The organism is Micromonospora sp. AB353 (genome assembly GCF_049538395.1).
Classification (GTDB): Bacteria; Actinomycetota; Actinomycetes; order Mycobacteriales; family Micromonosporaceae; genus Micromonospora; species Micromonospora aurantiaca.
Map to the genome: position 1 here is coordinate 36,390 of NZ_JBMVFV010000012.1, position 24,702 is coordinate 61,091.

A 24,702-nucleotide genomic window follows, 5' to 3' on the forward strand; every position below is an offset into this window, starting at 1 on the left:
CATCGAATGCCTCACCGGAGGTGGTGCTGGGGGGACGCGAGGATCGTCCGCGCGACAGCGGCGATGGCCCCGTTGAAGGTGGCGTCGACCTTGGCGCTCTCGGTCACACCGGCGACGGCGAGCACGAGCTTCTTCTCCTTGGCGCTGAGCTTCTGCTGCACCAGCCGCTGGGCCAGCGCGTCCACGTACGCCCCGGCGGTGGCCGGCGGCTTCGCGACCAGCTTCTCCGGCTTGACGAAGGTGAACTGCTTGCGCCAGCCGCCGATCAGGTCACCGGCCTCGTTCCAGCCGTCGATCATCGTCCCGGCCGAGGTCCAGGCCAGGTAGACGTCGGCGTAGCCGTCCGGGGTGGGCTTGCCCATCGGGTACTGGCCCAGTTCGCGCATCTTGTCCTGGATCTGCCGCAGGCCCTGCGCGAACGGGGTGCGCCGGTTGTCGCCGGAGTAGTCGGGGGCCGCTTCCGGCGAGACGCCGAGCACCCGGTACGTGGCGACCAGGTACTCCATCGGGCGGCGCACCTTCTGGCCGATCGCCGCCCAGAACTCCGAGGAGCTGAACAGCGTCGCCAGCACCGGCCGGATCTGCCCCTTGTTCGTGGTGTACGCCTTCGCGAGCCGGTCCACCACGGACTTCGGCGGGGTGTCGGAGACGAACCGGGTGGCGAGGTTCTGTGCCACGTACCGCGCGGTCGACGGGTGCATCGCGATGTAGCGGATGTACGAGTCGATGACCTTGTCGGCGGCCACCGGGTCGTCGGAGTTGTTGGCGTGGCTGAACCCGAGGATCTTCACCTTGCCGAGGTAGTGCCGCTCGGCGAAGAACTTGTACTTGCCGTCGGCGACACCGCGTCCGGTCTGGAGCAGCGCGGCCTGGCGCACGTCCTTCTCGGTGTAGCCGCCGTCGACGCCGACCGAGTACAGCTCCAGGTTCTCCCGGGCCAGGTTCTCGTTCACCGCGTCCTTGCGCGAGTCGACCTGGTTCAGGTAGAGCAGCAGCGCCGGGTGCTTGTTCGCGGCGACGAGCATCTCCGGGTAGCTGCCCAGCGCGTGCTTGCGGATGACGTCCCGGTCGAACGCGTTGCGGTAGTTCTCCCCGCCGTCGAAGTCGGCGGCGACGTGCAGGAAGTCGTTCCAGAAGTCGACCATCACCTCGAACAGCTGCCGGTCCGACCAGATCTGCCGGGCGATGGTGGCGTCCACCGTCTCCCGGGCCGGGTCGACGCCCTTCTCGTTGAGCTGCTCGCGCTGGTCGCGCAGCTGGGTCGGGCTGAGCTTGAGCGACGGCAGCTCAGCCAGCTTCAGTTCGGCCTTCGTCGGGGCGATCTTCTCCGGTTCGAGCTGCTGGCGCAGCCAGTCGTCGATGCCGAGCCGCTTGATGTCGGCCATCACCTTCGGGGTGGCGGCGAACGTGGTGCGGGTGGCGAGGTGCCGGATCGGATCCTTGGCGAGGACCGTCTTCACCGTCACCTTCGTCGCCTCGGCGGCGGCGGCCGGGCTGCCGTAGAGCCGGCCACCGGACGGCGCGTTGCGCTTGAGCGCCTCGCCGGCCCGGGAGCCCATGTAGCTCTCGTTCTGCTCGGTGTAGGTCCGTACCGTGCTGGGCTGCTGGCCGCTGGGCCGGGCGGCGTTGCCGTCGGTGGTCACCGTACCGGTGGCGTCACCGGCCGGCGCGTCACTGAACAGGCCGCGCACCTGCGGGGACATGGCCAGGGCGGCACCACCGGCGACCACCACGGCGCCGCCGAGGGTGGCCAGCGCCCGGCGCCGGCCCCGCTTCGGGGCCTCGTCGCCGTCGTCGTCGAGGTCGGGCAGTCCACCGCCGGGCGGCGGGCCGTACCCGCCGGCGGGCTGGGCGTAGCCGCCGGGCTGGGGGTAACCGGCGGGGGCCGGCGCGGCGGGGGCGAAGCCGTTCGGCCCGACCCACTGCGGGCCCGGGGCGGGGTGGGCGCCGGGGTGCGGCGCGGCGTGCGGGTCGCGGTACCCGTCCGGATGGGGGTGCTGGTATCCGTCCCAGCCGCGGTCGTCCCGGGGTCGACGCGGTGGCACGTTCAGGTCGGCCATGTACCTATCCCGTTTTCTTCGAGCGCCGGCATGCCTGCCACCCGAGGGGGGTCGGGTGGCGCAGGGGCGGCGACGGTTGCCGGAGAAGTTGCCTACGGGAAAGTAGCCATGCCGTCCCGGCCGCTCAAGGCGCGCCGAACGCGCCCGTGAGCGCACTTAAGACGGTGCTCAGGCCCGCCGCGGAGCACCCGGCCCGGCGGTGGGGCCACGGCGACCTCCGGAGCAGGGCCGACCCGGGCGCGCACCGACCGGATGCGAGGTTCCGCACCCCGGCGACGCCGCCGGGCGCGTTCATCACCTCACCGAAACTTAAGGTACGGATAAGCCTGCGCTGAGAACCTCGTTCCGCCTGTCCGGTCCGGCGAAACAGCAGCAGCGGCGGCGCGTGACCGGCCTCCGATCCGGGTATGCCGCCGAACCGCTGAAGCCGTGAGGGGAAGGCACCGCCATGCTCAGCCAAGAGGATCAGCGCAGGTTCGAACAGATCACCCGCCAGCTGCGGGAGAGTGATCCACGATTCTTCGCCCGGTTGGACAGCCGGATCAAGGGCCGCCGGGGCCGGTACATGATGCTGTTGACGATCGTGCTCTGGGCGTCGCTGCCGGCGATGACAGTGCTCGTCGGACGGCTCGCCGGGGCGATCTGCGCGGTGGTGCTCGTCGCCAACGCCGCAGTGATGTGGCGCTTTCGCCGCCGCCTCCTTTAGGTGCAAGGAAGGGCCCCTTATTAACGCCTCCGGTAGAGGAAGGGTCCCTTATTAACGCTCGCCTGCGGCTTCGCCGCGGCCGAACTCCCCGGAGGGCGCGGCTTCGCCGCGGCTGAACTCCCGGTACGCCCGGCGCAACCGCTCGGCCAGGCCCGGCCCGCCGATCCCGGCACCGGGTGAACCGAGCTGGCGCAGCAGCAGCTCCGGGCCGGTGGCGAGCGTGGGCGGACGGTCCGGCAGCGCCACCGGCGACAGCCAGAACCGGTCCGGTTCGGCGTCCGCCTCGACCGGCGGCAACCCGGCCAGGGCCCGCGCCGCGCCGACCACCGGCACACCGGTCGTCCCGGCCGACTCCGGCTCCGCACCCGGCACCGGCTCGGCGCCCGCACCGCCGACTCCGCCCGCACCACGGGTCCGGCCCGCGCCACCGGTCCGGCCCGCGCCACCGGTTCCGCCCGTACCACCGGTTTCGCCGGCTTCGCCCGCGCCGCCGGCTCCGCCCGAGCTGCCGGCGTCGGCGGCGCGCAGCGTACGCAGCCGGTCCAGCAACTCGGTACGGGACCGGCCGCGCCAGTGCAGCAGGTGGAACGGGTCCGCGTCGAACGCCTCGGCGAGCAGGTAGAACGTGGCCGCCAGGTGTTTGCACGGCACCGCGAAGTCGGGGCAGCCGCAGCTCTGGTCCAGTTCGTCGATCTCGGCCGGGAACAGCGGCGCGCCCGCCTCGGCGAACAGCTCCTCCAGTTCGGCGGGCAGGTCACCGGCGAGCAGCCGGGCGCTGAAGAACGCCTGCCCGGCCAGCTCCGATTCCAGTCGCCGCCACACCTTCGACGGGTACGTGGCGAGCCCGATCCGCACCGGGTACGGCCGTGGCCGGGAGCCCTGCACCTCGGCGGTGACCTCGCCCGGCGACACGTCCAGCCGGAGCACCTGGCCCCGGCGCGCGTACGCCCGGCCGCGGGTGAGCCGGGAGCCGAGCGCGAACGACTCCAGCACCTCCACGAACCGCCGGGACCACCAGGACTGCCCGATCGCGCCCCTGGTGCTGCGTGCCCGCAGGCCGCCCTCGACGCGTACCGGCGGACCGTAGTCGTCAAACCCGGGGCTCACTCGACCACCGCCCCGGACTCCAGCCGGAACAGGTCGCGCAGCGTGTCGGTGGACAGCTCGGTGATCCACTGCTCGCCGCTGCCCACCACCGACCGGGCCAGGCTGCGCTTGTCGGCGATCATCGCGGCCACCTTCTCCTCGACGGTGCCGGCGCAGACGAACTTGCGTACCTGCACGCGGCGGCGCTGTCCGATGCGGAACGCCCGGTCGGTGGCCTGGTCCTCGACGGCCGGGTTCCACCACCGGTCCACGTGCACCACGTGGTTGGCGGCGGTCAGGGTGAGCCCGGTGCCGCCGGCCTTGAGCGACAGGACGAACAGCGGCGGACCCTGCGGCGTCTGGAACCGGGTCACCATGGCGTCCCGTTCGGCCTTGCCGACGCCGCCGTGCAACAGCAGCACCTCCCGGCCGGTACGCGCCGACAGGTGCCCGCGCAGCATGCCGCCGAACTCGGCGTACTGGGTGAACAGCAGCGCCTTCTCCTCCGCCGCGAGCACCTCGTCGACGATCTCGTCGAGGCGTTCCAGCTTGCCGGACCGGCCGTCCAGCGCGGAGCCGTCGTGCAGCAGCTGGGCGGGATGGTTGCAGACCTGCTTGAGCCGGGTCATGGTGGCGAGCACCAGTCCGCGCCGCTCGATCCCGTCGCTGGACTCGATCTTCGCCATCATGTCGTCGACCACGGCCTGGTAGAGGGCGGCCTGCTCGGCGGTGAGGTTGCAGACCACCTCCATCTCCAGCTTCTCCGGCAGGTCGGTGATGATCGTCGGGTCGGTCTTGAGGCGACGCAGCACGAACGGGCCGGTGATCCGGCGCAGCCGCTCGGCCACCTCGGCGTCGCCGTGCCGCTCGATCGGTTCGGCGAAGCGCTTGCGGAACGTCGCGGCCGGTCCGAGCAGCCCCGGATTCGCGAACTGCATGATCGACCAGAGGTCGGCGAGCCGGTTCTCCACCGGCGTACCGGTGACCGCGACCCGGTGCCGCGCGGGCAGCGACCGGACCGCTTCGGCCTGGCGGGTCGCGGCGTTCTTGATCGCCTGCGCCTCGTCCACCACCACCCGGTGCCAGTCGACGCCTGCGAGTTCGAACGCGTCCCGGGCGGCCACCGAGTACGTGGTGAGCACCAGGTCCGCCTCGCCCACCGCGGCGGCGAAGCCCTCACCGCGGGTGCGCTCGGCGCCGTGGTGCACGTGGACGCGCAGCCCGGGCGCGAACTTCGCCGCCTCGCGCTGCCAGTTGCCGACGAGCGACATCGGGCAGACCAGCAGCGTGGGCCCGGCTTCCGGCGGGTCCCCGGCGAGCAGGGCGAGCAGTTGCACGGTCTTGCCGAGGCCCATGTCGTCGGCGAGGATCCCGCCGAGCCCGAGCGACTGGAGGAACGCCAGCCAGGCGAGCCCGCGCCGCTGGTACGGCCGCAGCGTCCCGGTGAAGCCGGGCGGCGGGTCGGCCGGGGTGAGCCGCCGTTCCGCCTCACCGGCGAGCAGTTCGCCGAGCGCGCCGTCGGCGACCACGTCCAGCACCGGCAGTTCACCGGCGCTGTCGTCGCCGGACAGGCCCATCCGGAGCAGGTCGGCCACCGTCAGCTCGCCGGAGGACCGCAGCAGTTTCAGCCCGGCCTCCAGCCGCTGCGGGTCCAGCTCGACCCACCGGCCGCGCAGCCGGACCAGCGGTGACTTCAGGTCGGCCAGCGACGCCAGTTCCTCGGCGGTGAGCGGCTCGTCGCCGAGCGCCAGCTCCCAGCGGTAGTCGACGAGCGCGTCCAGCCCCAGCTTCCCGGCGGTGGTGGCGACAGCACCCGGCGCGGTACGGCTGCGTGCCCGCAACCGCGCCCCCAGCCGCGACGAGGACCGCCGCCACCACGACGGCAGCAGCACCCCGAACCCGGCAGCGTGCAGCACCGGCGCGCCCTCGCGCAGGAACCGGTGCGCGCCCTCGGCGTCCAGCTCCATGCCCTCGGGCGCGGCGGTACGCAGCGCGGCGTCCACCTCGGGCCACAGCCGGCTGGCCCGGCCCAGCTCGGCGAGAAGCGTCTCCTGCGGCTCCACGCCCCGGGCGGCGAGCGCCGGCGCGTGCCGCTGCCAGATGTGCGCTGCGTCCACCACGAGCCCCGGCTCGTCGGCCGGGTGCAGGCCGAACTCGACCCGCCACACGGCGTCCTCGACCAGTTCGGCGACCGGATCGACGGCCGGCTCGACGAGACGGAACGTGGCCCGTACCGCGCCGCCGGCGGCGTCGCGCTGCCAGGCGTCCAGTTCGTCGCGCAGCGTCGCCAGCGCGTCCGGCTCGGCCGGGAAGGCGCGCTCCGGGCCGGTGAGCGCGGCCAGCCAGCGCGGCACCGCGCCGACCGGGCGCATCCCCCGGTGCAGCCGGTGGCCGGCCAGCGCCACCCGGGCGGCGGCGTCGACGAGCGCGTCCAGCGCCTCCGTGACCAGTTCACCGGCCCCGATGTCGTCGGCCCGCCCGGCCCACACGTCCTCCGCCGCGCCGCTAGCCGGGCCGTGATCGCCGCTGTCCCGGACGGCCCCCGGGGCACTCCAGGCCTCCGGTCGCCACTCCCGGGCGGCGCGGGCCGCCGGTGGCAACGCCAGCGCCAGGTCACGCGCCCAGCCCGCGTCGGTGCCGGTGAGCAGCGGCCGCCAGAGCGCCCACCCGGTCGCCACGTCGTCCGTCCCCACGGCCCGCAACCGCCGCCCGGGCCTCGCGACGCCCGGGGCCGCACCCGCCCCGCCCGGACCGGCCACACCCGGGACCGCCGGGGACCGCCGCGCCGAGGTCCGCCGGCCGGTCGCGGCCGGCCCTCCGTCGGGTCCACCACCACCGGGGTACGCCTCGAGCACGACCGGCAGCAGCCGGCCGCGTACGACCAGGTCGGCGGCGAAGTCGGCCAGCTCGCACAGGTGCCGCAGGCTCGCCCCGACCGGGCCCGGGATCGGCGCGCGCAGCAGCGCGTACGCGTCGTCCGGGGCGTACCCCAGGGCGGGTGCGCGCCATCCGGCGCGGGTGACCGGGCCGCGGACCGGTTCCCCGACGGTGGCCCGGACCAGTTCCGGCGAGTCCAGCGGCGAGCCGGCCCGGGTCGGCAGGTCCAGCCGGACGGAGATCGGCTCGCCGGGCGGGCCGTCGAGCGCGGCGGCCAGCGTGGCGTGGCCGGCGGCGAACGGGTGCGGGCGCTCGCGCGGGACGCGGCCGGGGCGGCGGGGCGCGCGGGCCGGGAGCGTGCTGTCCTCGGCCCACAGGGCGAGCCCAGCGCCGGGCAGCCACAGACCGTGGATGACCAGCACTGTTCCCCCTCAACGACGCCCCGGGGCCGGAAGACGGCGCCCGGGGAGTCAGGATAGGCCGCCGGGCGCCGCTATCGTCGGCGCCATGGTCGACCTTCTCGTAATCGGCGGGCTGGGCGTCGACGTCCGTGCCCGGGTTCCCGCCCTGCCGCCGCCCGTCGCCGACTCGCTGCTGGTGCCGCCGATCGATCTGCGGATCGGCAACACCGGCTCCGGGGTCGCGCTGGCCGCGCACGCGCTCGGCCTGCGGGTGGCGCTCGTCGACGTGCTGGGTGCCGACGCAGCAGGTGACGTGGTCCGGGCGGCGCTGGCGTGTACCTCGATCCGGACCACGCTCGCGGACGCGCCGGCCGGCACCCGCCGCTCGGTGAACCTGGTCGACCCGGCCGGGCGGCGGATGTCGCTGCACGACCCGCGTCCCTGGTCGGGACCGGCGCCGTTCGGCGAGGCGGAGCTGGCCGCGCTCGTCGCCGAGGCGACCCACGTCCACCTGTCGATCATGGATTGGGCCCGGGACTCGCTGGCGGTGCTGCGCGCCGCCACGTCGGTCTCCACCGACCTGCACGACTGGGACGGCGAGAACGACTACCACCGCCCGTTCGCCCGGATCGCGGACCTGGTCTTCGTCAGCGACACGCGGCTCGGCGAGCGGGCCGCGAAGGAGGCGGCCGAGCTGGCGCCGCGCACGGTGCTGGTCACCGGCGGGGCGGCGGGCGCGACGCTGCACACGCCCGGCGTGCCGCCGACGCACGTGCCCGCTGCCACCCCGCCGGGGCCGGTGGTGGACACCAACGGCGCCGGGGACGCGTTCGCGGCCGGGGTGATCGCCGCCCGGCTGCGTGGCGCGGGCGTCCTCGACGCGGCCCGGTACGCCGCCCGGGTGGCGGCCGCCGCCTGCACCCACGACGGGATGGAGTATCCGGACGGGCTGCTGCCCCGCGAGTGACCGGTCAGATCGCGCCGGTCTCGCCGTCGGTCAGCTCGCGCAGGATGTCGGCGTGCCCGGCGTGCCGGGCGGTCTCCTCGATCAGGTGCACCAGCACCCAGCGCAGCGACACCTCGCCGAGCTGCGGGTGCGGCACCACGTGGTCGAGGTCGAAGCGGGCGGCGACCCGGCGGGATTCGTCGCAGACCGCCTCGTACGCGGCGACGAGCGACTCGACGGTGTCGCCGGCGCCCAGTGTGAAGCTGGCGTCGGCGTCGTCCTGTGAGGTGACGTAGACGTCGCCCGGCTCGGGGGCGAACAGGCGGCGCAACCAGTTGCCCTCGACCAGGGTCAGGTGCTTGAGCAGCCCGGCCAGGGTGGTCAGTGAGGGCACCAGACGCCGGGCGGCGTCGGCGTCGGTCAGGCCGCGCGTCTTGCGCAGCACCGTGGCCCGGTGGAAGTCGAGGAACGCGTCGAGGATCGCCCGTTCGCCGCCCGTGCGGGCGAGGACCGGACCGAGTGTCGGATCGATCGTCGGGTGCGCCATCCCCGGACCCTAGTACGCGATGTGCTCGTCCCGCTGCCCCGCGTGATCCCCTGCGCGGGCGGGCCGGCCGGGGCAGGATGGGCGCATGGCTTCCACGGTGCAGATCCCTCTGGTGGGCGGCGCGGCCGACGGCGAGACCGTCACCGTCGAGCTGGACGTCAACGGCCGTCCGCCGCTGACCCACCACCACCTCGGGTCGAGGGGGCTCGCGGAGGCGCAGATCTACGAGCTGGAGTCGGGCGACCAGCCGGGCCGCGAGTGGGTCTACGCCTGGCGCGGCCCGGCGGTCTGACGGCCCGGCTCACAGCGCGTGCGTCAGCGTGCGGGCCCGGATGCTGTCCAGCACGCTCCGGGTCACCTGCGAGGTGCCACGGGCCTGCTCGCACACCTCCGCGACCCGTCGCGCGGTCGCGTCGGCCCGGGCCTCCCGCTCGTCCCACAGCCGGTCCACCTCGGCCAGCAACGGGCCCTCCACCTCGCGTTCCACGCCGCGCAGCGCCGGCACACCGAGCCGCTGGGCCAGGTCGAAGACCTTTCCGGCGTACGGCAGCGGCAGGAACGGCGTGCCCATCATGGCCGCGAAGATCAGGAAGTGCAGACGCATGCCGACCGCGAGGTCGAAGTGGCGCATCAGCCCGAGGATCTGCGCCGGACGGTAGTCGCCGTGCAGGATCCGGCCCCGGTCGGCGGCGGTCATGTGCGACAGCACGCCGTGGGAGTGCCGGATGTCGTCGCGTTCCATCGGCACGAACAGCACGTACGCGTCGATCCGGTGCACCAGGAAGTCACCGATCTGGGCGAGCAGGCGGTGGTAGCCGTCCACGTCGAGCCGCTCGGCGGCCCGGCCCGGCTCCCGCACGCTCAGCCCGACCAGCCGGGAGCCGGCCGGTACGCCCTCCTCCCGCAGCCACTGCTGGGGGAACTCCTCCGCCTCGAGCAGGAACGCCGGGTCGGCGGTGACGGTGATGGGGTTGACCAGGCCGGCCTCCTCCAGCACCATCCGCGACTCCTGGTCGCGCACTGTCACCTCGACTGCCTGCGCCAGCGTCTCGCGGACCATGCCGCTGTCCAGCGTGTCGGTGAGCGGGCCGACCCCTACCGCGTACGTGATCAGCGGCAGTCCTCGCTCCTGGGCGACCCGGACCACCCGCAGGTAGCGCCGGGCCTCCTTGTCGTAGAGGATTCCGCCGCCGCCGAGGATGAGCAGGTCGAGCTGGTTGAGCACCGGGGACGAGTCGACCCGGCTGACGCCCTCCCACGGCACCGCCTCGACCTCGGGGTGGGCCAGCGCGGTGTGCGCCGGGTTGCGGGAGAAGACGATGATCCGGGCGTGGGGCTCGTGGCGGCGCAGATCGTCCAGCAGACCCGTGAGGATCGCCTCGTCGCCGAGGTTGCGACCGCCGTAGGAGCCGAGCACGCCGATGGTCAGTCCGGTGCGTTCCCTCATCCGTTGCTCCTTCCCAGGGGCGTCCGCGCCAGCGTTCCCGCTGGCCGCCCCGGGTTAACGCACGGCGAGGAGGCTCAACCGGTGGCGCCGCCGACCAGACGGGAGACGAGGTCCGAGACCACCTGATCGGTGTCGAACCCGGCGTCGATCGAGGTGGTGAGCAGGTCGAGCAGGAGCCCGTCGACCGCGTAGTGCAGCAGCGCCACCTCGTACGCCCCGCCGGGCAGTCCGGCGGCGGTGTGGTGGGCGACGTCGTCGGCGTACCCCCGGCGCAGCACGCCGCCGAGCGCGGCCCGCAGCTCCGGGCGGCGCGCGGCCTCCAGCCGCAGCTCGAACAACGCCCGGGTGAGGCCCGGCTCGCGGGTGGTGCGGGCGACGATGTCGCGCAGGTAGTCGGTCATCAGCGCGAGCGACGGCTCGCGGCGGCCGAGGTCGGCCAGCACGGCCGGGTCGGGCGCGATCCGGTCGAAGATGCGTTCGGCCAGGCCGGCGAGCAGCGCCGCGCGGGACGGGAAGTAGTTCGAGGTGGTGCCGGTGGGTACGCCCGCCTCGGCGTCGACCGCCCGGTGGGTCAGCCCTCGCGCGCCCGCGTCGGCGAGCACCCGCAGCCCGGCGTCGGCGAGCAGGGTACGGCGTTCCGGATTCCTGGCCACGCGAACACGGTAGCAACAACCACGACAGGTGTTGTACATTCATCGCCGAACCACGACAGCCGTCGTGGATAAACTCGGACATCGGAGCCGGCTTGCGCAAGCTCGTGTACTTCGTCGCCAGCACCCTCGACGGCTTCATCGCCGCACCCGACGGGTCGTTCGACTACCTTCCGCTGACGCCCGACCTGGCGTCCCACCTGGTGGCCGAGTGGCCCCAGACGCTGCCCACATTCGCCCACGCCCAGCTCGGCATCGACTCCCCGCCGAGCGGCCGCTTCGACACCGTGCTGATGGGCCGGGGCAGCTACGAGCCGGGCCTGAAGGTCGGCGTCACCAGCCCGTACGCCCACCTGGAGCAGTACGTGTTCAGCCGCTCCCTGCCCCCTGCCGACTACCCGGACGTGCACGTCGTCGACGGCGACCCGGCCACCCTCGTCCGCGAGCTGAAGACCCGGCCCGGGCGCGACATCTGGCTCTGCGGCGGCGGGCAGCTCGCCGGTCAGCTCCTCGACGAGATCGACGAGCTGGTGGTCAAGCTCAACCCGGTGGTCGTCGGCAGCGGCATCAAGCTCGTCGACAGCGGCTTCGATCCACGCCGGCTCACGCTCACCTCGGCACGCCCGTTGGACGCCGGCGTGGTCGTCCTGCACTACACGCGCAACGATTAACCCGTTGCCCCGGACGGCGGGCGGCACGCACCGTGGAGCGGTGACGAAGACCCGGCTGCACTGGCACGAACTGCCCGTACACGTCCGCGACGGCGTCGAGGCCGTCCTCGGCGACCGGGTGGTGGCGGCGCGATCCCAGCCGGGCGGCTTCTCCCCCGGCACCGCCGACCGGGTCCGTACCGCAGGTGGTGGCCGGGCCTTCGTCAAGGCGGTCAGCCCGGCGCAGAACGACCGCAGTCCCGGCCTGCACCGCGCCGAGGCCCGCATCGCCACCGCCCTGCCGCCGGACACGCCCGCGCCCCGGCTGCTCGGCAGCTACGACGACGGCGACTGGATCGCGCTCGTCTTCACCGACGTGGAGGGCCGGCACCCGGTCACGCCGTGGCGGGCCGGCGAACTGACCGCCGTGCTGTCCACGCTGGAGACGATGGCCGGCGCGCTCACCCCGGCGCCGGCCGCCGCGCCCACCCCCACCGCCGCCGAGCGGCTCGCTCACGACTTCGGCGGCTGGCGGCGCCTCGCCGCCGACCCGCCGGCCGACCTCGACCCGTGGGCCCGGTCCCACCTGCCCGAACTGTGCGCCGCCGCCGACCGGGGGCTGGCCGCGCTCGCCGGCGACACGCTCTGCCACGTCGACGTCCGCGCCGACAACCTGCTGCTCGGCCCGGACGGATCCGTCACCGTCGTCGACTGGCCCTGGGCCTGCCGGGGACCGGCCTGGCTGGACACGCTGCTCACCGTCGTCAACGTGCAGGTGTACGGCGGACACGACCCGGACGCGCTGCTGGCCGCCCGGACACTGACCGCAGGCGTGGACCCGGCCGACCTGACGGGTGTGCTGGCCGGATTCACCGGTTTCTTCCTCGACGGCGCCCGCCAGCCGCCACCACCCGGCATCCCGACGGTGCGGGCCTTCCAGCGCCTCCAGGGCGAGTCCCTGCTCCCCTGGCTGACCCACCGCCTCAAGACCTGACCCCCGGGCCGGGGAATGTCACCGTCGATCTTGGACTTGTGGCACCTCACAAGGCTCGCCAAAGCCACATCCCAGGCACCACAAGTCCAAGATCGACGAAGCGCGCCGACACGCGTCGGGTTACCCCCGGGCGGGGATGCCCAGGGGGTCGGCGAACAACGGGGAGAAGCCCAGTTCGGCGGCGCCGATCAAGGTCGCGTCGTAGCCGAGTGCGGACACCCGCAGGCGGGCCTTGTCGCGGGAGATGGGGAGCACGTTGGCGGCGATCCGGCTGCGGACGTGGGCGGCGCAGACCGGAAAGACCTCTTGGAGCGTCCCCCCGAAGATCACCACGCCCGGGTTGAACAGGTTGATCACGTTCGCCACGCCGATGCCCAGCCAGTCACCGATGTGCCGCAGCGCCTCCTGCGCTGCCGATTCCCCCTGCGCGGCGGCGGCGACCACCGCGCGTACCGCCTCGCGCCCCTTCTCCTCCGCCGGTCGGCCCGCGACGTCGAGCAGCGCCCGCTCACCGACCTCGGCCTCCAGGCACCCGCGCGAGCCGCAGCCGCAGGCTCGCCCCTGGTACGGGTTCACAAGCATGTGCCCGACCTCGGAGGCGTACCCGCCGTCGCCGTCGAGCAGTTCCCCGCCCACGATGATCCCGCCGCCGACACCCACGTCACCGTGCAGGTAGACGAGGTTCTGCACGCCGACGCCGGCCCCGCGCTGATGCTCGGCCAGCGCCCCGAGGTGCGCCTCGTTGCCGACCAGGACAGGGAGGCCCAGGTCCAGCCGCCCGGCCAGTTCGGCGCCGAACGCCTGGTCCACCCACCCCATGTCCGGTCCGAACCGGACCATCCCGTCCCCCGGCCGGATCATGCCGCAGTAGGAGGCGCCGACGCCCACGCACACCGACCCGGGTGGCGCGGCGTGGTGCAGCGCCCGCCCGAAGTCGGCGAGCACCGAGACCACCGAGTCGAGGTCGGCGCCGGCCCGCGGCCGCTCCGCCTCCAGCCGCGCCGAGATCACCCCGCCGAGCCCGACGCGGGCGGCCACGAGCCGATCCACGGCGATGTCGAACGCGAGGACGTAGACGGTGTCGGACGCGGGACGCACCACACGCGACGGACGCCCGGCCCGCCCGCTGCCACCGGCCGCCACCTCCCGGACCAGGCCGCCCGCCGCCAGTTCCGCGGTGAGCGCCATGACCGTGCTGCGGTTGACGCCCATCCAGTCGGCCAGCTCGACGCGCGTGACCGGGCCGGTCAGGTGGACGCGCCGCAGCAGCGCGCCGAGGTTGTGCCGGCGGCTGTCCCCCTGCGCGTGCCGGTCCGCTGCCAGACCTTTCAGCATCGACCACTCCGTCGGATGGCGACTGGCTCTCCGAGACCGAGGATAGTTGGCACACATCGACAGCAGCCAGCGCGGAACCGGACTGCCGAAGCACGAGTGGACCGTCGCGGGTGTCTCCCGGTCCGGAAGACACCCGTGACGGTCCAGCCGGCGAGGATGACCGCGCCGGAGCGTTACTCGGCTTCGCGGACCGGGCTGTGCGGCACCACCAGCACCGGCCGGTGGGCGCGGTGCAGCGTGGCCATCGCGACGCTGCCGAGCAGGATCTTGCGGACCGCCGTGCGGCCACGCGAGCCGACCACCACCAGGCTCGCCTTGCGCTCGGTGGCCACGGTGGAGAGCGCGTCGGCGACCGCGCGGCCGGGAGCACCGCCGCCGGCGCGCACGCGCACCGTGGTCACCGGCTGCCCGTCGACGGTCTCCGGCGTGTCCCCCTCGTCGCCGTCGACGGCGGCCAGGACGATCTCCCGCTCGGGGAAGAGGCGGCGGGCGGCGGCGAGCGCGGCCTCGGATCCGGCGGAGGCGTCCCAGCCGACCACCACCGGCCCGGCGGCGAGCGCGTCGTACTCGTCGGTCAGCAGCGGGTGCGGCACGACCAGCACGGGACGCGGGCTGTAGTGCACGGCCATGTCGGAGACGCTGCCGAGCACCGCGCGGGCGCCGCCGAGTCCCCGCGAGCCGAGCAGCAGCACGTCGGCCTGCTTCTCGTCGGCCAGCTCGGCGAGCCGGAGACCTTCACCGCCGTAGCTGCGGCACACGAGCGGCTCGGCGTCCCAGCCGGCGGCCCGGCCCAGCATCACGCCGACCGCTGTCATCCGGTCGGCCTCCCGGCCGCCCTCGCGCTCGATCGCCTCGACGAACACGTTGATGTTGCGGGTGCCGGTCCAGAGCCGCTTGCGCAGTTCCTCGCTGGCGAACGGAGGCGTCCACAGATGCCCGATCCACGCGTGCGCGCCGGGGAACAGCAACGCCCCCACCTCGATGGCGGCGCTGGCGGCCGGAGACCCGTCGTAACCCACCACCACTTGCCTGCCGTGCTCGTCGCTCACCGCACCCAACCTCTCTCACCGACGACATCTCACAAGATCGTATCCGGGCCCGGACCGGGTCCGAGCCGGATCATCCGCCACGGAATCATCGGTACGCTGGGCGGATGAGCACCCCGGACCTGTCGTACCTCCTCGACCACACCAGCCACGTGTTGCGCACCCGGATGGCGGCGGCGCTCGCCGAGATCGGGCTGACCGCACGGATGCACTGCGTGCTCGCGCACGCGCTGCCCGAGGAGCGTACGCAGATCCAGCTCGCCGAGATGGGCGACATGGACAAGACGACGATGGTGGTGACGGTGGACGCGCTGGAGCAGGCCGGGCTGGCCGAGCGGCGTCCGTCGCGTACGGACCGGCGGGCGCGGATCATCGCGGTCACCGAGGAGGGCGCCCGGGTCGCCGCCCGCAGCCAGGAGATCGTCGACCGGGTGCACGCCGAGGCGCTGGCGAGCCTGCCCGACGACGAGCGGAAGGTCTTCCTGCGCGCGCTGGAACGCCTGACCGCCGGCCACCTGGCCACGCCGGTGCAGAGTCCGAAGCCGGCCCGCCGGGCCCGCCAATAGTCCCTCAATAGATTGTCTGTAACGGAACTATCCGTTACGGTCTCTCCTGTCGCACCTCTCGACAGGAGGACCCCATGTCCGCTCCCCGCTCCCGGCGGCTCGCCCTCGGCGTGCTCGCCACCGGCGCCCTGATGACCATCCTCGACGGCAGCATCGTCACCGTGGCGATGCCGGCCATCCAGCGCGACCTGCGCTTCTCCCCGGCCGGCCTGAGCTGGGTCGTCAACGCGTACCTGATCGCGTTCGGCAGCCTGCTCCTGCTCGCCGGCCGGCTCGGCGACCTGATCGGGCGCCGGACGATGTTCCTCGGCGGCACCGCGCTGTTCACCGCCGCCTCCGTACTGGCCGGGGTGGCGGCGAACAGCGCCACGCTCGTCGCGGCCCGCTTCCTCGAGGGCGTCGGCAGCGCGGCGGCCACGGCGGTGAGCCTCGGCATCCTGGTCACGCTCTTCCCCGACGCCGCCGGGCGGGCGCGGGCCTTCGCCGTGTTCGCGTTCACCGGCGCCGCCGGCGCGGCCATCGGCCAGGTCGCCGGCGGCCTGCTCACCGACGCGCTGGGCTGGCACTGGATCTTCCTGATCAACCTGCCGATCGGCCTTGTGACGATCGTGCTCGCGGTCCGCACGCTGCCAGCGGACCGGGGTCTGGGCCTGACCGCCGGAGCCGACGTGGCGGGCGCACTGCTGGTCACCGCCGGGCTGGTGCTCGGCATCTACACGGTGGTCACGATCGAGCGGTACGGCGCGACGTCGGCGCACACGCTCGGCCTGGGCGCGCTCGCCGCCGCGCTGGTCGCCGGGTTCGTGGTCCGGCAGGCCACCGCGCGCCGCCCGCTCATGCCGCTGCGGCTGCTGCGCTCACGCGGCGTCGTCGTGGCGAACGTGGTGCAGGTCCTCACCGTGGCCGCGACGTTCGCGTTCCAGGTCCTCGTCACGCTCTACCTCCAGCAGGTGCTCGGCTACGACGCCACCCGCACCGGGCTGGCGCTGCTCCCGGCCGCTGTCGTCATCGGCGCGGTGTCGCTCGGCGTCTCGGCCCGGCTCAACGCCCGCTTCGGCGAGCGGGCCGTGCTGATCGCCGGGCTCACGCTGCTCGCCGCCATGTTCGCGCTGCTGGCCCGGGTGCCGGTGGACGGCCGCTACCTGCCCGACGTACTCCCGGTGATGCTGCTCGCCGGCGGGTTCGGGCTGGTGCTGCCGGCGCTCACCGCGCTCGGCATGTCCGCCGCCCGCGCCGAGGACGCCGGCCTCGCCTCCGGGCTGTTCAACACCACCCAGCAACTCGGCATGGCGTTCGGCGTCGCGGTGCTGTCCACGCTGGCCGCCGCCCGTACCGCGGACCGGATCGCGCTCGGCGACGACCGGGCCGCCGCCCTGACCAGCGGCTTCCACGCGGCGTTCGCGGTCGGCGCGGGGCTCGTGGTGGTCGCCGTCGTGCTCGCGTACGCGCTGCTGCGCCCGCGCACGGCGGCGCGCGCCGACGCCCCGGCGCTCGTCGGGTGAGTCAGCCGGGGGCGCGCGCCGGATGGGTGAGGAACGGCAGCACCGCCGCCGGCAGTGCGGGTGAGGCCACCACGTCGTAGTGGGTGAGCCCGGGCAGCACCGCGAGCCGGGACGCGGGCCGGGCGGCACCGTCGCCACCCGCGTCCCGGTGGCCGCCGCCGAGCAGGCCGAAGAACTCCGCCGCGTGGCTCACCGGGATCTCGTCCGCGTCGGCGAAGACCAGCAGCACCGGCATCGGCAGCGCGGCCACCTCGGCGGACCAGTCGTAGTCGCGCCGCAGCAGGTCCCCGCTGCGGGCCCAGAGCAGCGGCCAGTCCTGCGGGCGGGGCGCGACCCGCGCGTACCGCTCGTACGGCGGGGTGCCGCGCATGCGTTCTGCGGCGCGCTCGTCGTGGGCGGACATCGCGGCCAGCGTCTCCGGGTACCAGCCGCGCCGCCGGAACGGCGTGGAGACGAGCACCAGGCGGCGGACCAGGGCGGGGTGCTGGATCGCGGTACGCAGGGCCACCCCGCCGCCGAGCGAGTAGCCGAGCACGTCGGCGTTCGGCAGGCCGAGGTGACGCAGCAGCCCGGCGATGTCGTCGGCCATCCACTCGTACCGCAGCGGCCGGTCCAGACCGCCGGTGCGGCCGTGGCCCCGCAGGTCGACGGCGATCAGCCGGCGGCGCGCGGCGAGCGCCTGCCGGACCGGCGCGAACGTCTCCGTCGACCCGTATCCGCCGTGCAGCAGGATCAGTGGCTTGCCGGTGCCGTGCTCCTCGTACCAGATCCGCAGCCCGCCGACGTCCGCATAGGTCACCCGCCGATCGTCGCGCCCCCGGCTCCGTGGCGGGCGCGTTCGCGGACGCCGCTCAGCGGGACGCGCGGGGGCGGGCGCGCAGGTGGGCGCGTTCGCCCTGGCTGCCGAAGAGGCTGAGGAACTCCACCCCCTCGCTGTCGGCGCGGCCGAACCAGTGCGGGACGCGGGTGTCGAACTCGGCCGCCTCACCGGGTTCGAGCACCAGGTCGTGCTCGCCGAGCACGAGCCGCAGCCGCCCGTTGAGCACGTAGACCCACTCGTACCCCTCGTGGGTCTTCGGTTCGGGCTCGGACCGCCCGCCGGACGGGATGATCAGCTTGTACGCCTGGATGCCGCCGGCGCGGCGGGTGAGCGGCAGCATGGTCATCCCGAACGCGGCGACCGGCCGCAGGTGGACGCGGGGATCGCCGGTGGGTGGGGCGCCGACCAGTTCGTCGAGCGTGACACCGTGCGCGCGGGCCAGCGGGAGCAGCAGTTCCAGCGTGGGTTTGCGGCCGCCGGACTCCAGCCGGGACAGCGTGCTCACCGAGATGCCGGTGGCGGCGGAGAGGTCGGTGAGTGTGGTCTCCCGCTCGCGGCGCAGCGCGCGCAGCCGGGGGCCGACCGCGTCGAGGGCCTGGTCGAGGTCGTCGTCCATGGCCCTTAGTTTGCCACATCAGCAACAGAGTTTGCAGTTCTGCCCGACCTCGCCGCAATCTGGTCGCGGAGGTGGTCACGATGACCGAGAACTACGAGGTACTGGTGATCGGCGGCGGCGTGGCCGGGCTCAACGGCGCGCTCATGCTGGCCCGGGCACGCCGGTCGGTGCTGGTGGTGGACGGGGGCGAGCCCCGCAACGCGCCCGCCGACGGCGTGCACGCCCTGCTGGGGCACGACGGCGTGCCGCCGGCCGAGCTCCTGGCGCGCGGCCGGGACGAGGTGCGCCGCTACGGCGGGCACCTGACCGAGGGCCGGGCCGAGACGGTGGACCGCGACGGCGACGGGTTCGCGGTGGCGCTCGCCGACGGCCGCCGGGTACGCGCCGGGCACGTGCTGGTCGCCACCGGCCTGGTCGACGAGCTGCCCGACGTGCCCGGCCTGCGCGAGCGCTGGGGGCGGGACGTGGTGCACTGCCCGTACTGCCACGGCTGGGAGGTGCGCGAGCGGCCGATCGGGGTGATCGGCAGCGGCCCGATGTCGGTGCACCAGACGCTGCTGTTCCGGCAGTGGAGCGACGACGTGGTCTACCTGCGGCACACCGCGCCGCCGCTCACGGACGAGCAGGCCGAGCAGCTCGCCGCGCGCGGCGTGCCGGTGGTCGAGGGCGAGATCGCGGCCGTCGAGACCGCCGGGGACCGGCTGACCGGGGTACGCCTGCGCGACGGCCGCACCGTCGACCGCGAGGTGCTCACCGTCGCGCCCCGGATGGTGGCGCGCGCCGGGTTCCTGGCCGGGCTGGGCCTGCGCCCGCAACCCCACCCCAGCGGGATGGGCGAGTACCTGCCGGCCGACGAGTCGGGGCGTACCGATGTGCCCGGGGTGTGGGTCGCGGGCAACGTGACGAACCTGTCGGCGCAGGTCGGCGCCGCCGCGGCGGCGGGCGCCTGGACCGCGGCGATGATCAACGCGGACCTGGTGCAGGCGGAGACCCAGCGGGCGGTCGAGGCGCACCGTGGCGCGCAGGCGGGTGGGTGACCACGAATCACCCCTAACCTGACAATTCTTCCCCTAGGTTGAGTCGGAGAGGGCAGTCGGAACCTGGGGGGCGATGTGAAGGGCTATCCGGCGATCGAGGATCACGGGCTCATCGGCGACCTGCAGACCGCCGCGCTGGTGACCTGTGACGGGACGATCGACTGGTTCTGCGCGCCGCGCTTCGACTCGCCGAGCATCTTCGCCGCGCTGCTGGACAAGGAGAAGGGCGGCTTCTTCCAGATCGCCCCGCACGAGGTCCGGTACGTCACCAAGCAGCTCTACCTGCCCGGCACACCGATCCTGATCACCCGGTTCATCAGCGCGGACGGCGTCGCCGAGGTGATGGACTTCATGCCGGTCACCGGCGAGCGGGTCACCGACTCGCACCGCCTGGTCCGCATGGTCAACATGGTGCGCGGCAGCATGCGTTTCCGGGTGGAGTGCCGGCCCCGGTTCGACTACGCCCGCGAGCGCCACGAGGTGGAGCGGCACCGCAACGGCTACCTGTTCCGCAGCCCGTCGGCGACGCTCACCTTCAACCCGATCGACCCGGTACGGCAGCTCTGGGCCCAGACCGGCGAGATCCGCATGGAGGACGGCGACCTGATCGCCTACGGCACGCTGAAGGAGGGCGACACCGGCGGGGTGATCCTGGAGACGGGCAGCGACGAACCCAGGATCATCCCGCCGGAAGAGGTCCAGGGCATGTTCGAGTGGACCCGGGACTACTGGCGGCGCTGGGTCGAACGCTCCCGCTACACCGGGCGCTGGCGGGAGATGGTCGAGCGCTCGGCCATCACGCTCAAGCTCATGACGTACGCGCCGACCGGCGCGATGATCGCCGCGCCGACCGCCGCGCTGCCCGAGCTGGTCGGCGGCTCCCGCAACTGGGACTACCGCTACACCTGGGTACGCGACACCTCGTTCTCGGTGCACGCGCTGCTCGGTCTCGGGTTCACCGAGGAGGTCAGCCGGTACATGGACTGGCTGGACGAGCGCATCCGCGAAGCCGGCGACCACCAGGACCCGCTGAAGATCATGTACCGGGTGGACGGCTCCTCGGACCTGCACGAGGAGGTGCTCGACCACCTGGAGGGATATCGGGGCTCCCGCCCGGTACGCATCGGCAACGGCGCCGCCGACCAGCTTCAGCTCGACATCCACGGCGAGGCGCTGTACGCCATGCACCTCGCCGACGAGCAGGGCATCCGGGTGTCGCACCAGGTGTGGAAGAGCACCGTGCGCCTGGTCGACTGGCTCTGCCACAACTGGGACAAGCGCGACGCCGGGATCTGGGAGAGCCGGCACCACCCCCGCAACTACACGTTCGGCCGGGTGATGTCCTGGGTGGCGCTGGACCGGGCCATCCGGCTGGCCACCCGCACCGGCCGGCCCGGGGACATGAGCTGCTGGACCGAGCAGCGCAACCGGATCTACAACCAGGTCATGGCCCGCGGGTTCCACCGGGAACGCGGCAGCTTCGTGCAGGCGTACGACGAGAACGTGCTCGACGCCGCGCTGCTCTACATGCCGGCGGTCGGCTTCGTCACGCCCAGCGACCCGCTGTGGCTGTCCACGCTGGAGTCGATCGAGCGGGATCTCGTCTCGGACAGCCTGGTCCACCGGTACGACCCGGTGCACTCCCCCGACGGGCTGCCCGGCCACGAGGGCACGTTCAACATGTGCACCTTCTGGTACGTCGAGGCGCTGGCCCGCTCCGGCCGGCTGGACGACGCCCGGCTCACCCTGGAGAAGATGTTCACCTTCAGCAACCACCTCGGCCTGTACGCCGAGGAGATCGCCTCCACCGGTGAGCAGATCGGCAATTATCCGCAGGCGTTCAGCCACCTCGCGCTGATCAACTCGGCGCTGACGGTGAACGACCTGCTCGACGCCGAGGCCGACGCCCGCCTCCGCCGATAATCCCGGCGGCCCCGGTCCGGCTCCGGGTAGCCTTGACCGCATGAGGTTCCACGCCGCCGTCATGAAGCCCTGGTCCCTCCGCTGACGGCGGCAGGGTGACCGGCTTCTTCTGACGTACCAGCTCTGCTCCGCCGTCCTGGCGTTCCCGCCGGGCGGTGTCCTCGCGCTGCCCGGCTCCACGACGAGCCGAGAGCGGACTGTGAACAACCTCGACAACATCTCCACCCAGAGCGGCCTGCTGCCCGCCGGGCACCGGGCGCACGTCCGCGCCGACGGCGTCCGCGTGGCACGCGGCGGCCGGGTCGTGCTGTCCGACGTCAGCGTGACCGTCTCCGCCGGATCCCGCCTGGCGGTCGTCGGCGAGAACGGCCGCGGCAAGACCACACTGCTCCACGTGCTGGCCGGCATCCTGCTGCCCGACCAGGGCACCGTGGAGCGACTGGGCACGATCGGCGTCGCCCGGCAGAACCTGGAGTCGCGCCACGGCGAGACGGTGGGCACGCTCGTCCACGGGGCGACCCGGGAGTCCGAACGCGCGCTACGGGCACTGGACGACGCCGCCACCGCGCTGGCCGAGGGCCGGGCGGGCGCGGACGACGCATACGCGGCAGCGCTCGACGCGGCGACCCGGCTGGACGCCTGGGACGCGCAGCGGCGCGTCGACGTGGCGCTGGCCGGTCTCGACGCCTGCCCGGACCGGGAGCGCCCGCTGGCGACGCTGTCGGTCGGCCAGCGCTACCGGGTCCGGCTGGCGTGCCTGCTGGGGGCCCGGGTCGACCTGCTGATGCTGGACGAGCCGACCAACCACCTCGACGCGGCCAGCCTGGCCTTCCTCACCGCGCGGCTGCGCGAGCACCCGGGTGGCGTGGTGCTGGTGACCCACGACCGTGCCCTGCTGCGGGACGTCGCCACGGAGTTCCTGGACCTCGACCCCAGCGCGGACGGCCGCCCGCGCCGCTACGCCGGGGACTACGCCGCCTGGCAGGACGGGCGTCGCCGCGACTTCGCGCACTGGGTACGCGACCACGAGGCGCAGCAGGCCGAGCACCAGCGGCTGACCGACGCGGTACGGGAGGCGCGGGGCCGGCTCAGCACCGGCTGGCGTCCGGAGAAGGGCCACGGCAAGCACCAGCGCCAGTCCCGCGCCCCCGGCCTGGTGCAGGCGCTGCGACGCCGACAGGAGGCGCTCGACGAGCACCGGATCACCGTCCCGGAGCCACCGCAGCCACTGCGCTGGCCACCGCTGGACACCCGGGCCGGACTGCCGATCCTGCGGTGCCACGACGTGACGGTCGCAGGGCGTCTGCGTACCCGGGTCACGCTCACGCTCGACGGCGGGGACCGCCTGCTGGTGACCGGGCCCAACGGCGCGGGCAAGTCGACGCTGCTCTCCGTGCTGGCCGGCGACCTCGTGCCGTCGACCGGCGAGGTCCGTCACCCGTCCGGCGCGCGGGTGGCGTACCTCGGTCAGGAGGTGCCGGACTGGCCTCCCCTGATGCTCGCCCATGACCTGTACGAACAGCACGTGGGCCGGTTGCGCTCCACCGGACGCCTCGGCTCCGGCACCCCTCTGCCGCTGGGCGCGACGAACCTGCTCGACGCCGAGGCCCGGCGTACCCCGGTCGGCCGGATGTCGCACGGACAGCAACGGCGGCTGAACCTGGCGCTGCGCCTGGCCGAACGTCCCGACCTGCTGATCCTCGACGAACCCACGAACCACCTGTCCGCGCCGCTGGTCGACGACCTCACCGCCGCCCTGCTGACGACCAGGGCTGCGGTAGTCGTCGCCACCCACGACCGGCAGATGCTCCACGACCTGGCGTCCTGGCCCACGCTGCCGCTCACCGCCGGCGACGCCGGGCCGTCCGGTGACACAGGGTCACGCCTGCCGGAAGGTTGATGGCTTCGAGCGTATGACCGAGAGGCATATTCATGCCTCTCAGTCATATCGCTCGTGCGGACCGGCTTCCCGGGTCCACCCGACGAAGCGGCGGTGCAGTGCGCCAGCAGGCGCCCAGGGCATGTCCTCGGAGGCCTGCACGAGGTAGGCACCGAGGTACAGGGCCAGCGACACCGGCGCACCGACGTACTCCGCCCGCAGTTCCCGCATCCGCGTCGGGCACGGCCAGGGCCTGTCGCAGCCGCCGCAGGTCCAGACCGGCATGACCGGGCCGTGGGTGGTCACCGCGCGCCCTTCAGGAACCGCGCGGTGACCGCCCGCGCCTGCCGGCTGGTCGCCCATTCCACCTGCCAGCAGGGGTACGGCGTGAGCCGCGCCCACCACGCCCGGCACCCGGCACACATGCCGTCGAGTCCCCGTACGTGAACCGCGAGGATCGTCACCTCCGGCCCGCCGATCACTCGTCACTCCCCTGCGGCCAGTGACCACGATTGATCGAAATTCGCGAGGCGTCGCCGTCCGTGGACCGTTGCACCGCGTGGATCTGATCGCTCCGGCTCATCGACGGTTCGTCGCCAGTGCCCGACATCTGTCCACAGTGACGTCCAGGTGTCACCGATCGCGACGGCACAAGAGCCGACAATCCGACCACATAGGTGGCGACATTGAGGCGACATAGCATTATCGTGGCGGGCATGACCGCCCCCAACACGGTTCTGCGCGGCGTCCGTACCGGAATGCGCATGAGCCAGGACGACTTCGCCCGCGCGCTCCAAGCCGCCGGCCACCGCGTCGGCGAGCCCAACGACGCCAACAAGCGACTCGTCCAGCGATGGGAGTCCGGTGCGATCGCCGCACCGCGCCCCGTCTACGCCCGCGCCCTGGAGGTCGTCACCGGTCTGCCCATCTCACTGCTCGGCTTCGCCGCAGTGCCCGGTGGACACGTCGCCGACGACCAACACGGTGGCCACGACCTGACCTCACCCGTATCGAGCCTGGCCACGCCGGCGCCGACACCCAAGCCCGCCACGGCCCACAGGTCGTACGAGGGCGTGTGGCTCAGCCGCTACCAGTACTACTCCAGCGGCCGGGAGGAGTCCTTCGCCGGGCAGCACTTCGTCGTCCTGCTCCAGCACGGCGACAGGCTGACGGCGCGCAGCCTGCCCGGATCGGCGTCCTCGTCTCTGTCGCTGGATCTGACCGTGGACGGCACCGTCATCACCGGCACCTGGGTGGAACAAACCGACCCGGCCGGTTACTACCGGGGAGCCCGCTACCACGGGGCGATCCAGCTTCTGGCCGAGCCGACGGGCCGACGGATGGCCGGGAAGTGGGTCGGATTCGGCAAGGACATGGACGTGAACACCGGCCCCTGGGAGCTCGTCTTCCGCGACGCGTCGACCTCCAAGGCGACGCTGGACCGGTACAACACGTCAGCGACGTAGAGCGGCCGCACCATCGCCTCGGCTGGCGGACATGAACAGCACTCGTGTCGACTACTCTGCAGTGGAATGCCGCACGGCAGGGTGTCCGCACCCAGGCGAGGCGCACATCGTGCTCGCGATGACAACAGGGGAACGCTGTGACAGTCCG

At 73.5% G+C, this 24,702-nt stretch carries 23 protein-coding genes; 11 read left to right on the plus strand and 12 right to left on the minus strand.

What is annotated here, in order from left to right; translation table 11 throughout:
- Nucleotides 1–11: 11 nt before the first annotated feature.
- Nucleotides 12–2,060 (minus strand): DUF1800 domain-containing protein, encoded by a 2,049-nt coding sequence (locus ACPCK6_RS08480; protein WP_423480793.1) that lies wholly within the window; start codon nucleotides 2,058–2,060, stop codon nucleotides 12–14.
- 448 nt (nucleotides 2,061–2,508) lie between these two features.
- Here ACPCK6_RS08480 and ACPCK6_RS08485 point away from each other — a divergent pair, with 448 nt between their 5' ends.
- Nucleotides 2,509–2,766, plus strand: coding sequence for a DUF3040 domain-containing protein (locus ACPCK6_RS08485; RefSeq protein ID WP_135241429.1), 258 nt, complete (start codon nucleotides 2,509–2,511; stop codon nucleotides 2,764–2,766).
- Nucleotides 2,767–2,817: 51 nt separating this feature from the next.
- Here ACPCK6_RS08485 and ACPCK6_RS08490 read toward each other — a convergent pair whose 3' ends face one another.
- Complete coding sequence (locus ACPCK6_RS08490; RefSeq protein WP_423480794.1) at nucleotides 2,818–3,873, minus strand: SWIM zinc finger family protein; 1,056 nt, start codon at nucleotides 3,871–3,873, stop codon at nucleotides 2,818–2,820.
- Complete coding sequence (locus ACPCK6_RS08495) at nucleotides 3,870–7,151, minus strand: SNF2-related protein (protein ID WP_423480795.1); 3,282 nt, start codon at nucleotides 7,149–7,151, stop codon at nucleotides 3,870–3,872. The genes ACPCK6_RS08490 and ACPCK6_RS08495 overlap by 4 nt, the downstream gene beginning before the upstream one ends.
- Before the next feature lie 85 nt (nucleotides 7,152–7,236).
- Here ACPCK6_RS08495 and ACPCK6_RS08500 point away from each other — a divergent pair, with 85 nt between their 5' ends.
- Nucleotides 7,237–8,097: a carbohydrate kinase family protein gene (locus ACPCK6_RS08500; protein WP_423480796.1), complete on the plus strand. Its 861-nt coding sequence runs from the start codon at nucleotides 7,237–7,239 to the stop codon at nucleotides 8,095–8,097.
- A gap of 4 nt (nucleotides 8,098–8,101) precedes the next feature.
- On the opposite strand, the gene ACPCK6_RS08505 is transcribed toward ACPCK6_RS08500, so the two are convergent.
- A complete protein-coding gene (locus ACPCK6_RS08505) occupies nucleotides 8,102–8,623 on the minus strand; it encodes a DinB family protein (RefSeq protein WP_423480797.1) in 522 nt (173 codons plus the stop codon).
- Nucleotides 8,624–8,708: 85 nt separating this feature from the next.
- Here ACPCK6_RS08505 and ACPCK6_RS08510 point away from each other — a divergent pair, with 85 nt between their 5' ends.
- On the plus strand, nucleotides 8,709–8,915 hold the full coding sequence (locus tag ACPCK6_RS08510) for a DUF8847 domain-containing protein (protein WP_396884021.1): 207 nt from the start codon (nucleotides 8,709–8,711) through the stop codon (nucleotides 8,913–8,915).
- A 9-nt stretch (nucleotides 8,916–8,924) separates the two neighbouring features.
- Here the strand turns inward: ACPCK6_RS08510 and ACPCK6_RS08515 are convergent, their stop codons facing one another.
- Together ACPCK6_RS08515 and ACPCK6_RS08520 are read right to left on the minus strand one after the other, a co-directional pair.
- Nucleotides 8,925–10,070, minus strand: a complete 1,146-nt coding sequence (locus ACPCK6_RS08515; protein ID WP_194801070.1) for a polysaccharide pyruvyl transferase family protein — start codon at nucleotides 10,068–10,070, stop codon at nucleotides 8,925–8,927.
- A 74-nt stretch (nucleotides 10,071–10,144) separates the two neighbouring features.
- Nucleotides 10,145–10,723 (minus strand): TetR/AcrR family transcriptional regulator, encoded by a 579-nt coding sequence (locus ACPCK6_RS08520; protein WP_396884020.1) that lies wholly within the window; start codon nucleotides 10,721–10,723, stop codon nucleotides 10,145–10,147.
- 92 nt (nucleotides 10,724–10,815) lie between these two features.
- On the opposite strand from ACPCK6_RS08520, the gene ACPCK6_RS08525 reads away from it, so the two are divergent.
- Both ACPCK6_RS08525 and ACPCK6_RS08530 read left to right on the plus strand, forming a co-directional pair.
- Nucleotides 10,816–11,391 (plus strand): dihydrofolate reductase family protein, encoded by a 576-nt coding sequence (locus tag ACPCK6_RS08525; protein ID WP_423480798.1) that lies wholly within the window; start codon nucleotides 10,816–10,818, stop codon nucleotides 11,389–11,391.
- Between the two features lie 40 nt (nucleotides 11,392–11,431).
- The gene (locus ACPCK6_RS08530) at nucleotides 11,432–12,364 is read left to right on the plus strand and encodes a phosphotransferase (RefSeq protein ID WP_423480799.1); all 933 of its coding nucleotides are present in this window, start codon (nucleotides 11,432–11,434) and stop codon (nucleotides 12,362–12,364) included.
- A 120-nt stretch (nucleotides 12,365–12,484) separates the two neighbouring features.
- Here the strand turns inward: ACPCK6_RS08530 and ACPCK6_RS08535 are convergent, their stop codons facing one another.
- Nucleotides 12,485–13,699: an ROK family transcriptional regulator gene (locus tag ACPCK6_RS08535; protein ID WP_423480800.1), complete on the minus strand. Its 1,215-nt coding sequence runs from the start codon at nucleotides 13,697–13,699 to the stop codon at nucleotides 12,485–12,487.
- A gap of 173 nt (nucleotides 13,700–13,872) precedes the next feature.
- Nucleotides 13,873–14,748, minus strand: coding sequence for a universal stress protein (locus ACPCK6_RS08540; RefSeq protein WP_396884016.1), 876 nt, complete (start codon nucleotides 14,746–14,748; stop codon nucleotides 13,873–13,875).
- 104 nt (nucleotides 14,749–14,852) lie between these two features.
- Here ACPCK6_RS08540 and ACPCK6_RS08545 point away from each other — a divergent pair, with 104 nt between their 5' ends.
- Nucleotides 14,853–15,311: a MarR family winged helix-turn-helix transcriptional regulator gene (locus tag ACPCK6_RS08545; RefSeq protein WP_396884015.1), complete on the plus strand. Its 459-nt coding sequence runs from the start codon at nucleotides 14,853–14,855 to the stop codon at nucleotides 15,309–15,311.
- A 74-nt stretch (nucleotides 15,312–15,385) separates the two neighbouring features.
- Nucleotides 15,386–16,813, plus strand: coding sequence for an MFS transporter (locus tag ACPCK6_RS08550; protein WP_423480801.1), 1,428 nt, complete (start codon nucleotides 15,386–15,388; stop codon nucleotides 16,811–16,813).
- Between the two features lies 1 nt (nucleotide 16,814).
- On the opposite strand, the gene ACPCK6_RS08555 is transcribed toward ACPCK6_RS08550, so the two are convergent.
- Together ACPCK6_RS08555 and ACPCK6_RS08560 are read right to left on the minus strand one after the other, a co-directional pair.
- On the minus strand, nucleotides 16,815–17,612 hold the full coding sequence (locus tag ACPCK6_RS08555) for an alpha/beta fold hydrolase (RefSeq protein ID WP_423480802.1): 798 nt from the start codon (nucleotides 17,610–17,612) through the stop codon (nucleotides 16,815–16,817).
- Between the two features lie 52 nt (nucleotides 17,613–17,664).
- The gene (locus ACPCK6_RS08560) at nucleotides 17,665–18,249 is read right to left on the minus strand and encodes a helix-turn-helix domain-containing protein (protein ID WP_423480803.1); all 585 of its coding nucleotides are present in this window, start codon (nucleotides 18,247–18,249) and stop codon (nucleotides 17,665–17,667) included.
- An 80-nt stretch (nucleotides 18,250–18,329) separates the two neighbouring features.
- On the opposite strand from ACPCK6_RS08560, the gene ACPCK6_RS08565 reads away from it, so the two are divergent.
- The 3 genes from ACPCK6_RS08565 to ACPCK6_RS08575 all read left to right on the plus strand — a co-directional run bounded on the left by ACPCK6_RS08565 (nucleotide 18,330) and on the right by ACPCK6_RS08575 (nucleotide 23,109).
- Nucleotides 18,330–19,286, plus strand: coding sequence for an NAD(P)/FAD-dependent oxidoreductase (locus tag ACPCK6_RS08565; protein WP_423480804.1), 957 nt, complete (start codon nucleotides 18,330–18,332; stop codon nucleotides 19,284–19,286).
- A gap of 75 nt (nucleotides 19,287–19,361) precedes the next feature.
- Nucleotides 19,362–21,209 (plus strand): glycoside hydrolase family 15 protein, encoded by a 1,848-nt coding sequence (locus ACPCK6_RS08570; RefSeq protein WP_318335140.1) that lies wholly within the window; start codon nucleotides 19,362–19,364, stop codon nucleotides 21,207–21,209.
- 199 nt (nucleotides 21,210–21,408) lie between these two features.
- The gene (locus ACPCK6_RS08575; protein ID WP_423480805.1) at nucleotides 21,409–23,109 is read left to right on the plus strand and encodes an ABC-F family ATP-binding cassette domain-containing protein; all 1,701 of its coding nucleotides are present in this window, start codon (nucleotides 21,409–21,411) and stop codon (nucleotides 23,107–23,109) included.
- A gap of 39 nt (nucleotides 23,110–23,148) precedes the next feature.
- Here ACPCK6_RS08575 and ACPCK6_RS08580 read toward each other — a convergent pair whose 3' ends face one another.
- Nucleotides 23,149–23,394: a hypothetical protein gene (locus tag ACPCK6_RS08580; RefSeq protein WP_423480806.1), complete on the minus strand. Its 246-nt coding sequence runs from the start codon at nucleotides 23,392–23,394 to the stop codon at nucleotides 23,149–23,151.
- Nucleotides 23,391–23,570, minus strand: a complete 180-nt coding sequence (locus ACPCK6_RS08585) for a hypothetical protein (RefSeq protein ID WP_423480807.1) — start codon at nucleotides 23,568–23,570, stop codon at nucleotides 23,391–23,393. Before ACPCK6_RS08585 ends, ACPCK6_RS08580 begins: the two co-directional genes overlap by 4 nt.
- 225 nt (nucleotides 23,571–23,795) lie before the next feature.
- Between ACPCK6_RS08585 and ACPCK6_RS08590 the strand changes: the two genes are divergently transcribed.
- On the plus strand, nucleotides 23,796–24,554 hold the full coding sequence (locus ACPCK6_RS08590; RefSeq protein ID WP_423480808.1) for a helix-turn-helix domain-containing protein: 759 nt from the start codon (nucleotides 23,796–23,798) through the stop codon (nucleotides 24,552–24,554).
- Nucleotides 24,555–24,702 lie beyond the last annotated feature (148 nt).

Coding starts and splice junctions, on each gene's coding strand:
- ACPCK6_RS08480 (WP_423480793.1), bottom strand. CDS start 2,060: ATGGCCGACCTGAACGTGCCACCGCGTCGACCCCGGGACGACCGCGGC.
- ACPCK6_RS08485 (WP_135241429.1), top strand. CDS start 2,509: ATGCTCAGCCAAGAGGATCAGCGCAGGTTCGAACAGATCACCCGCCAG.
- ACPCK6_RS08500 (WP_423480796.1), top strand. CDS start 7,237: ATGGTCGACCTTCTCGTAATCGGCGGGCTGGGCGTCGACGTCCGTGCC.
- ACPCK6_RS08505 (WP_423480797.1), bottom strand. CDS start 8,623: ATGGCGCACCCGACGATCGATCCGACACTCGGTCCGGTCCTCGCCCGC.
- ACPCK6_RS08510 (WP_396884021.1), top strand. CDS start 8,709: ATGGCTTCCACGGTGCAGATCCCTCTGGTGGGCGGCGCGGCCGACGGC.
- ACPCK6_RS08515 (WP_194801070.1), bottom strand. CDS start 10,070: ATGAGGGAACGCACCGGACTGACCATCGGCGTGCTCGGCTCCTACGGC.
- ACPCK6_RS08535 (WP_423480800.1), bottom strand. CDS start 13,699: ATGCTGAAAGGTCTGGCAGCGGACCGGCACGCGCAGGGGGACAGCCGC.
- ACPCK6_RS08545 (WP_396884015.1), top strand. CDS start 14,853: ATGAGCACCCCGGACCTGTCGTACCTCCTCGACCACACCAGCCACGTG.
- ACPCK6_RS08550 (WP_423480801.1), top strand. CDS start 15,386: ATGTCCGCTCCCCGCTCCCGGCGGCTCGCCCTCGGCGTGCTCGCCACC.
- ACPCK6_RS08560 (WP_423480803.1), bottom strand. CDS start 18,249: ATGGACGACGACCTCGACCAGGCCCTCGACGCGGTCGGCCCCCGGCTG.
- ACPCK6_RS08565 (WP_423480804.1), top strand. CDS start 18,330: ATGACCGAGAACTACGAGGTACTGGTGATCGGCGGCGGCGTGGCCGGG.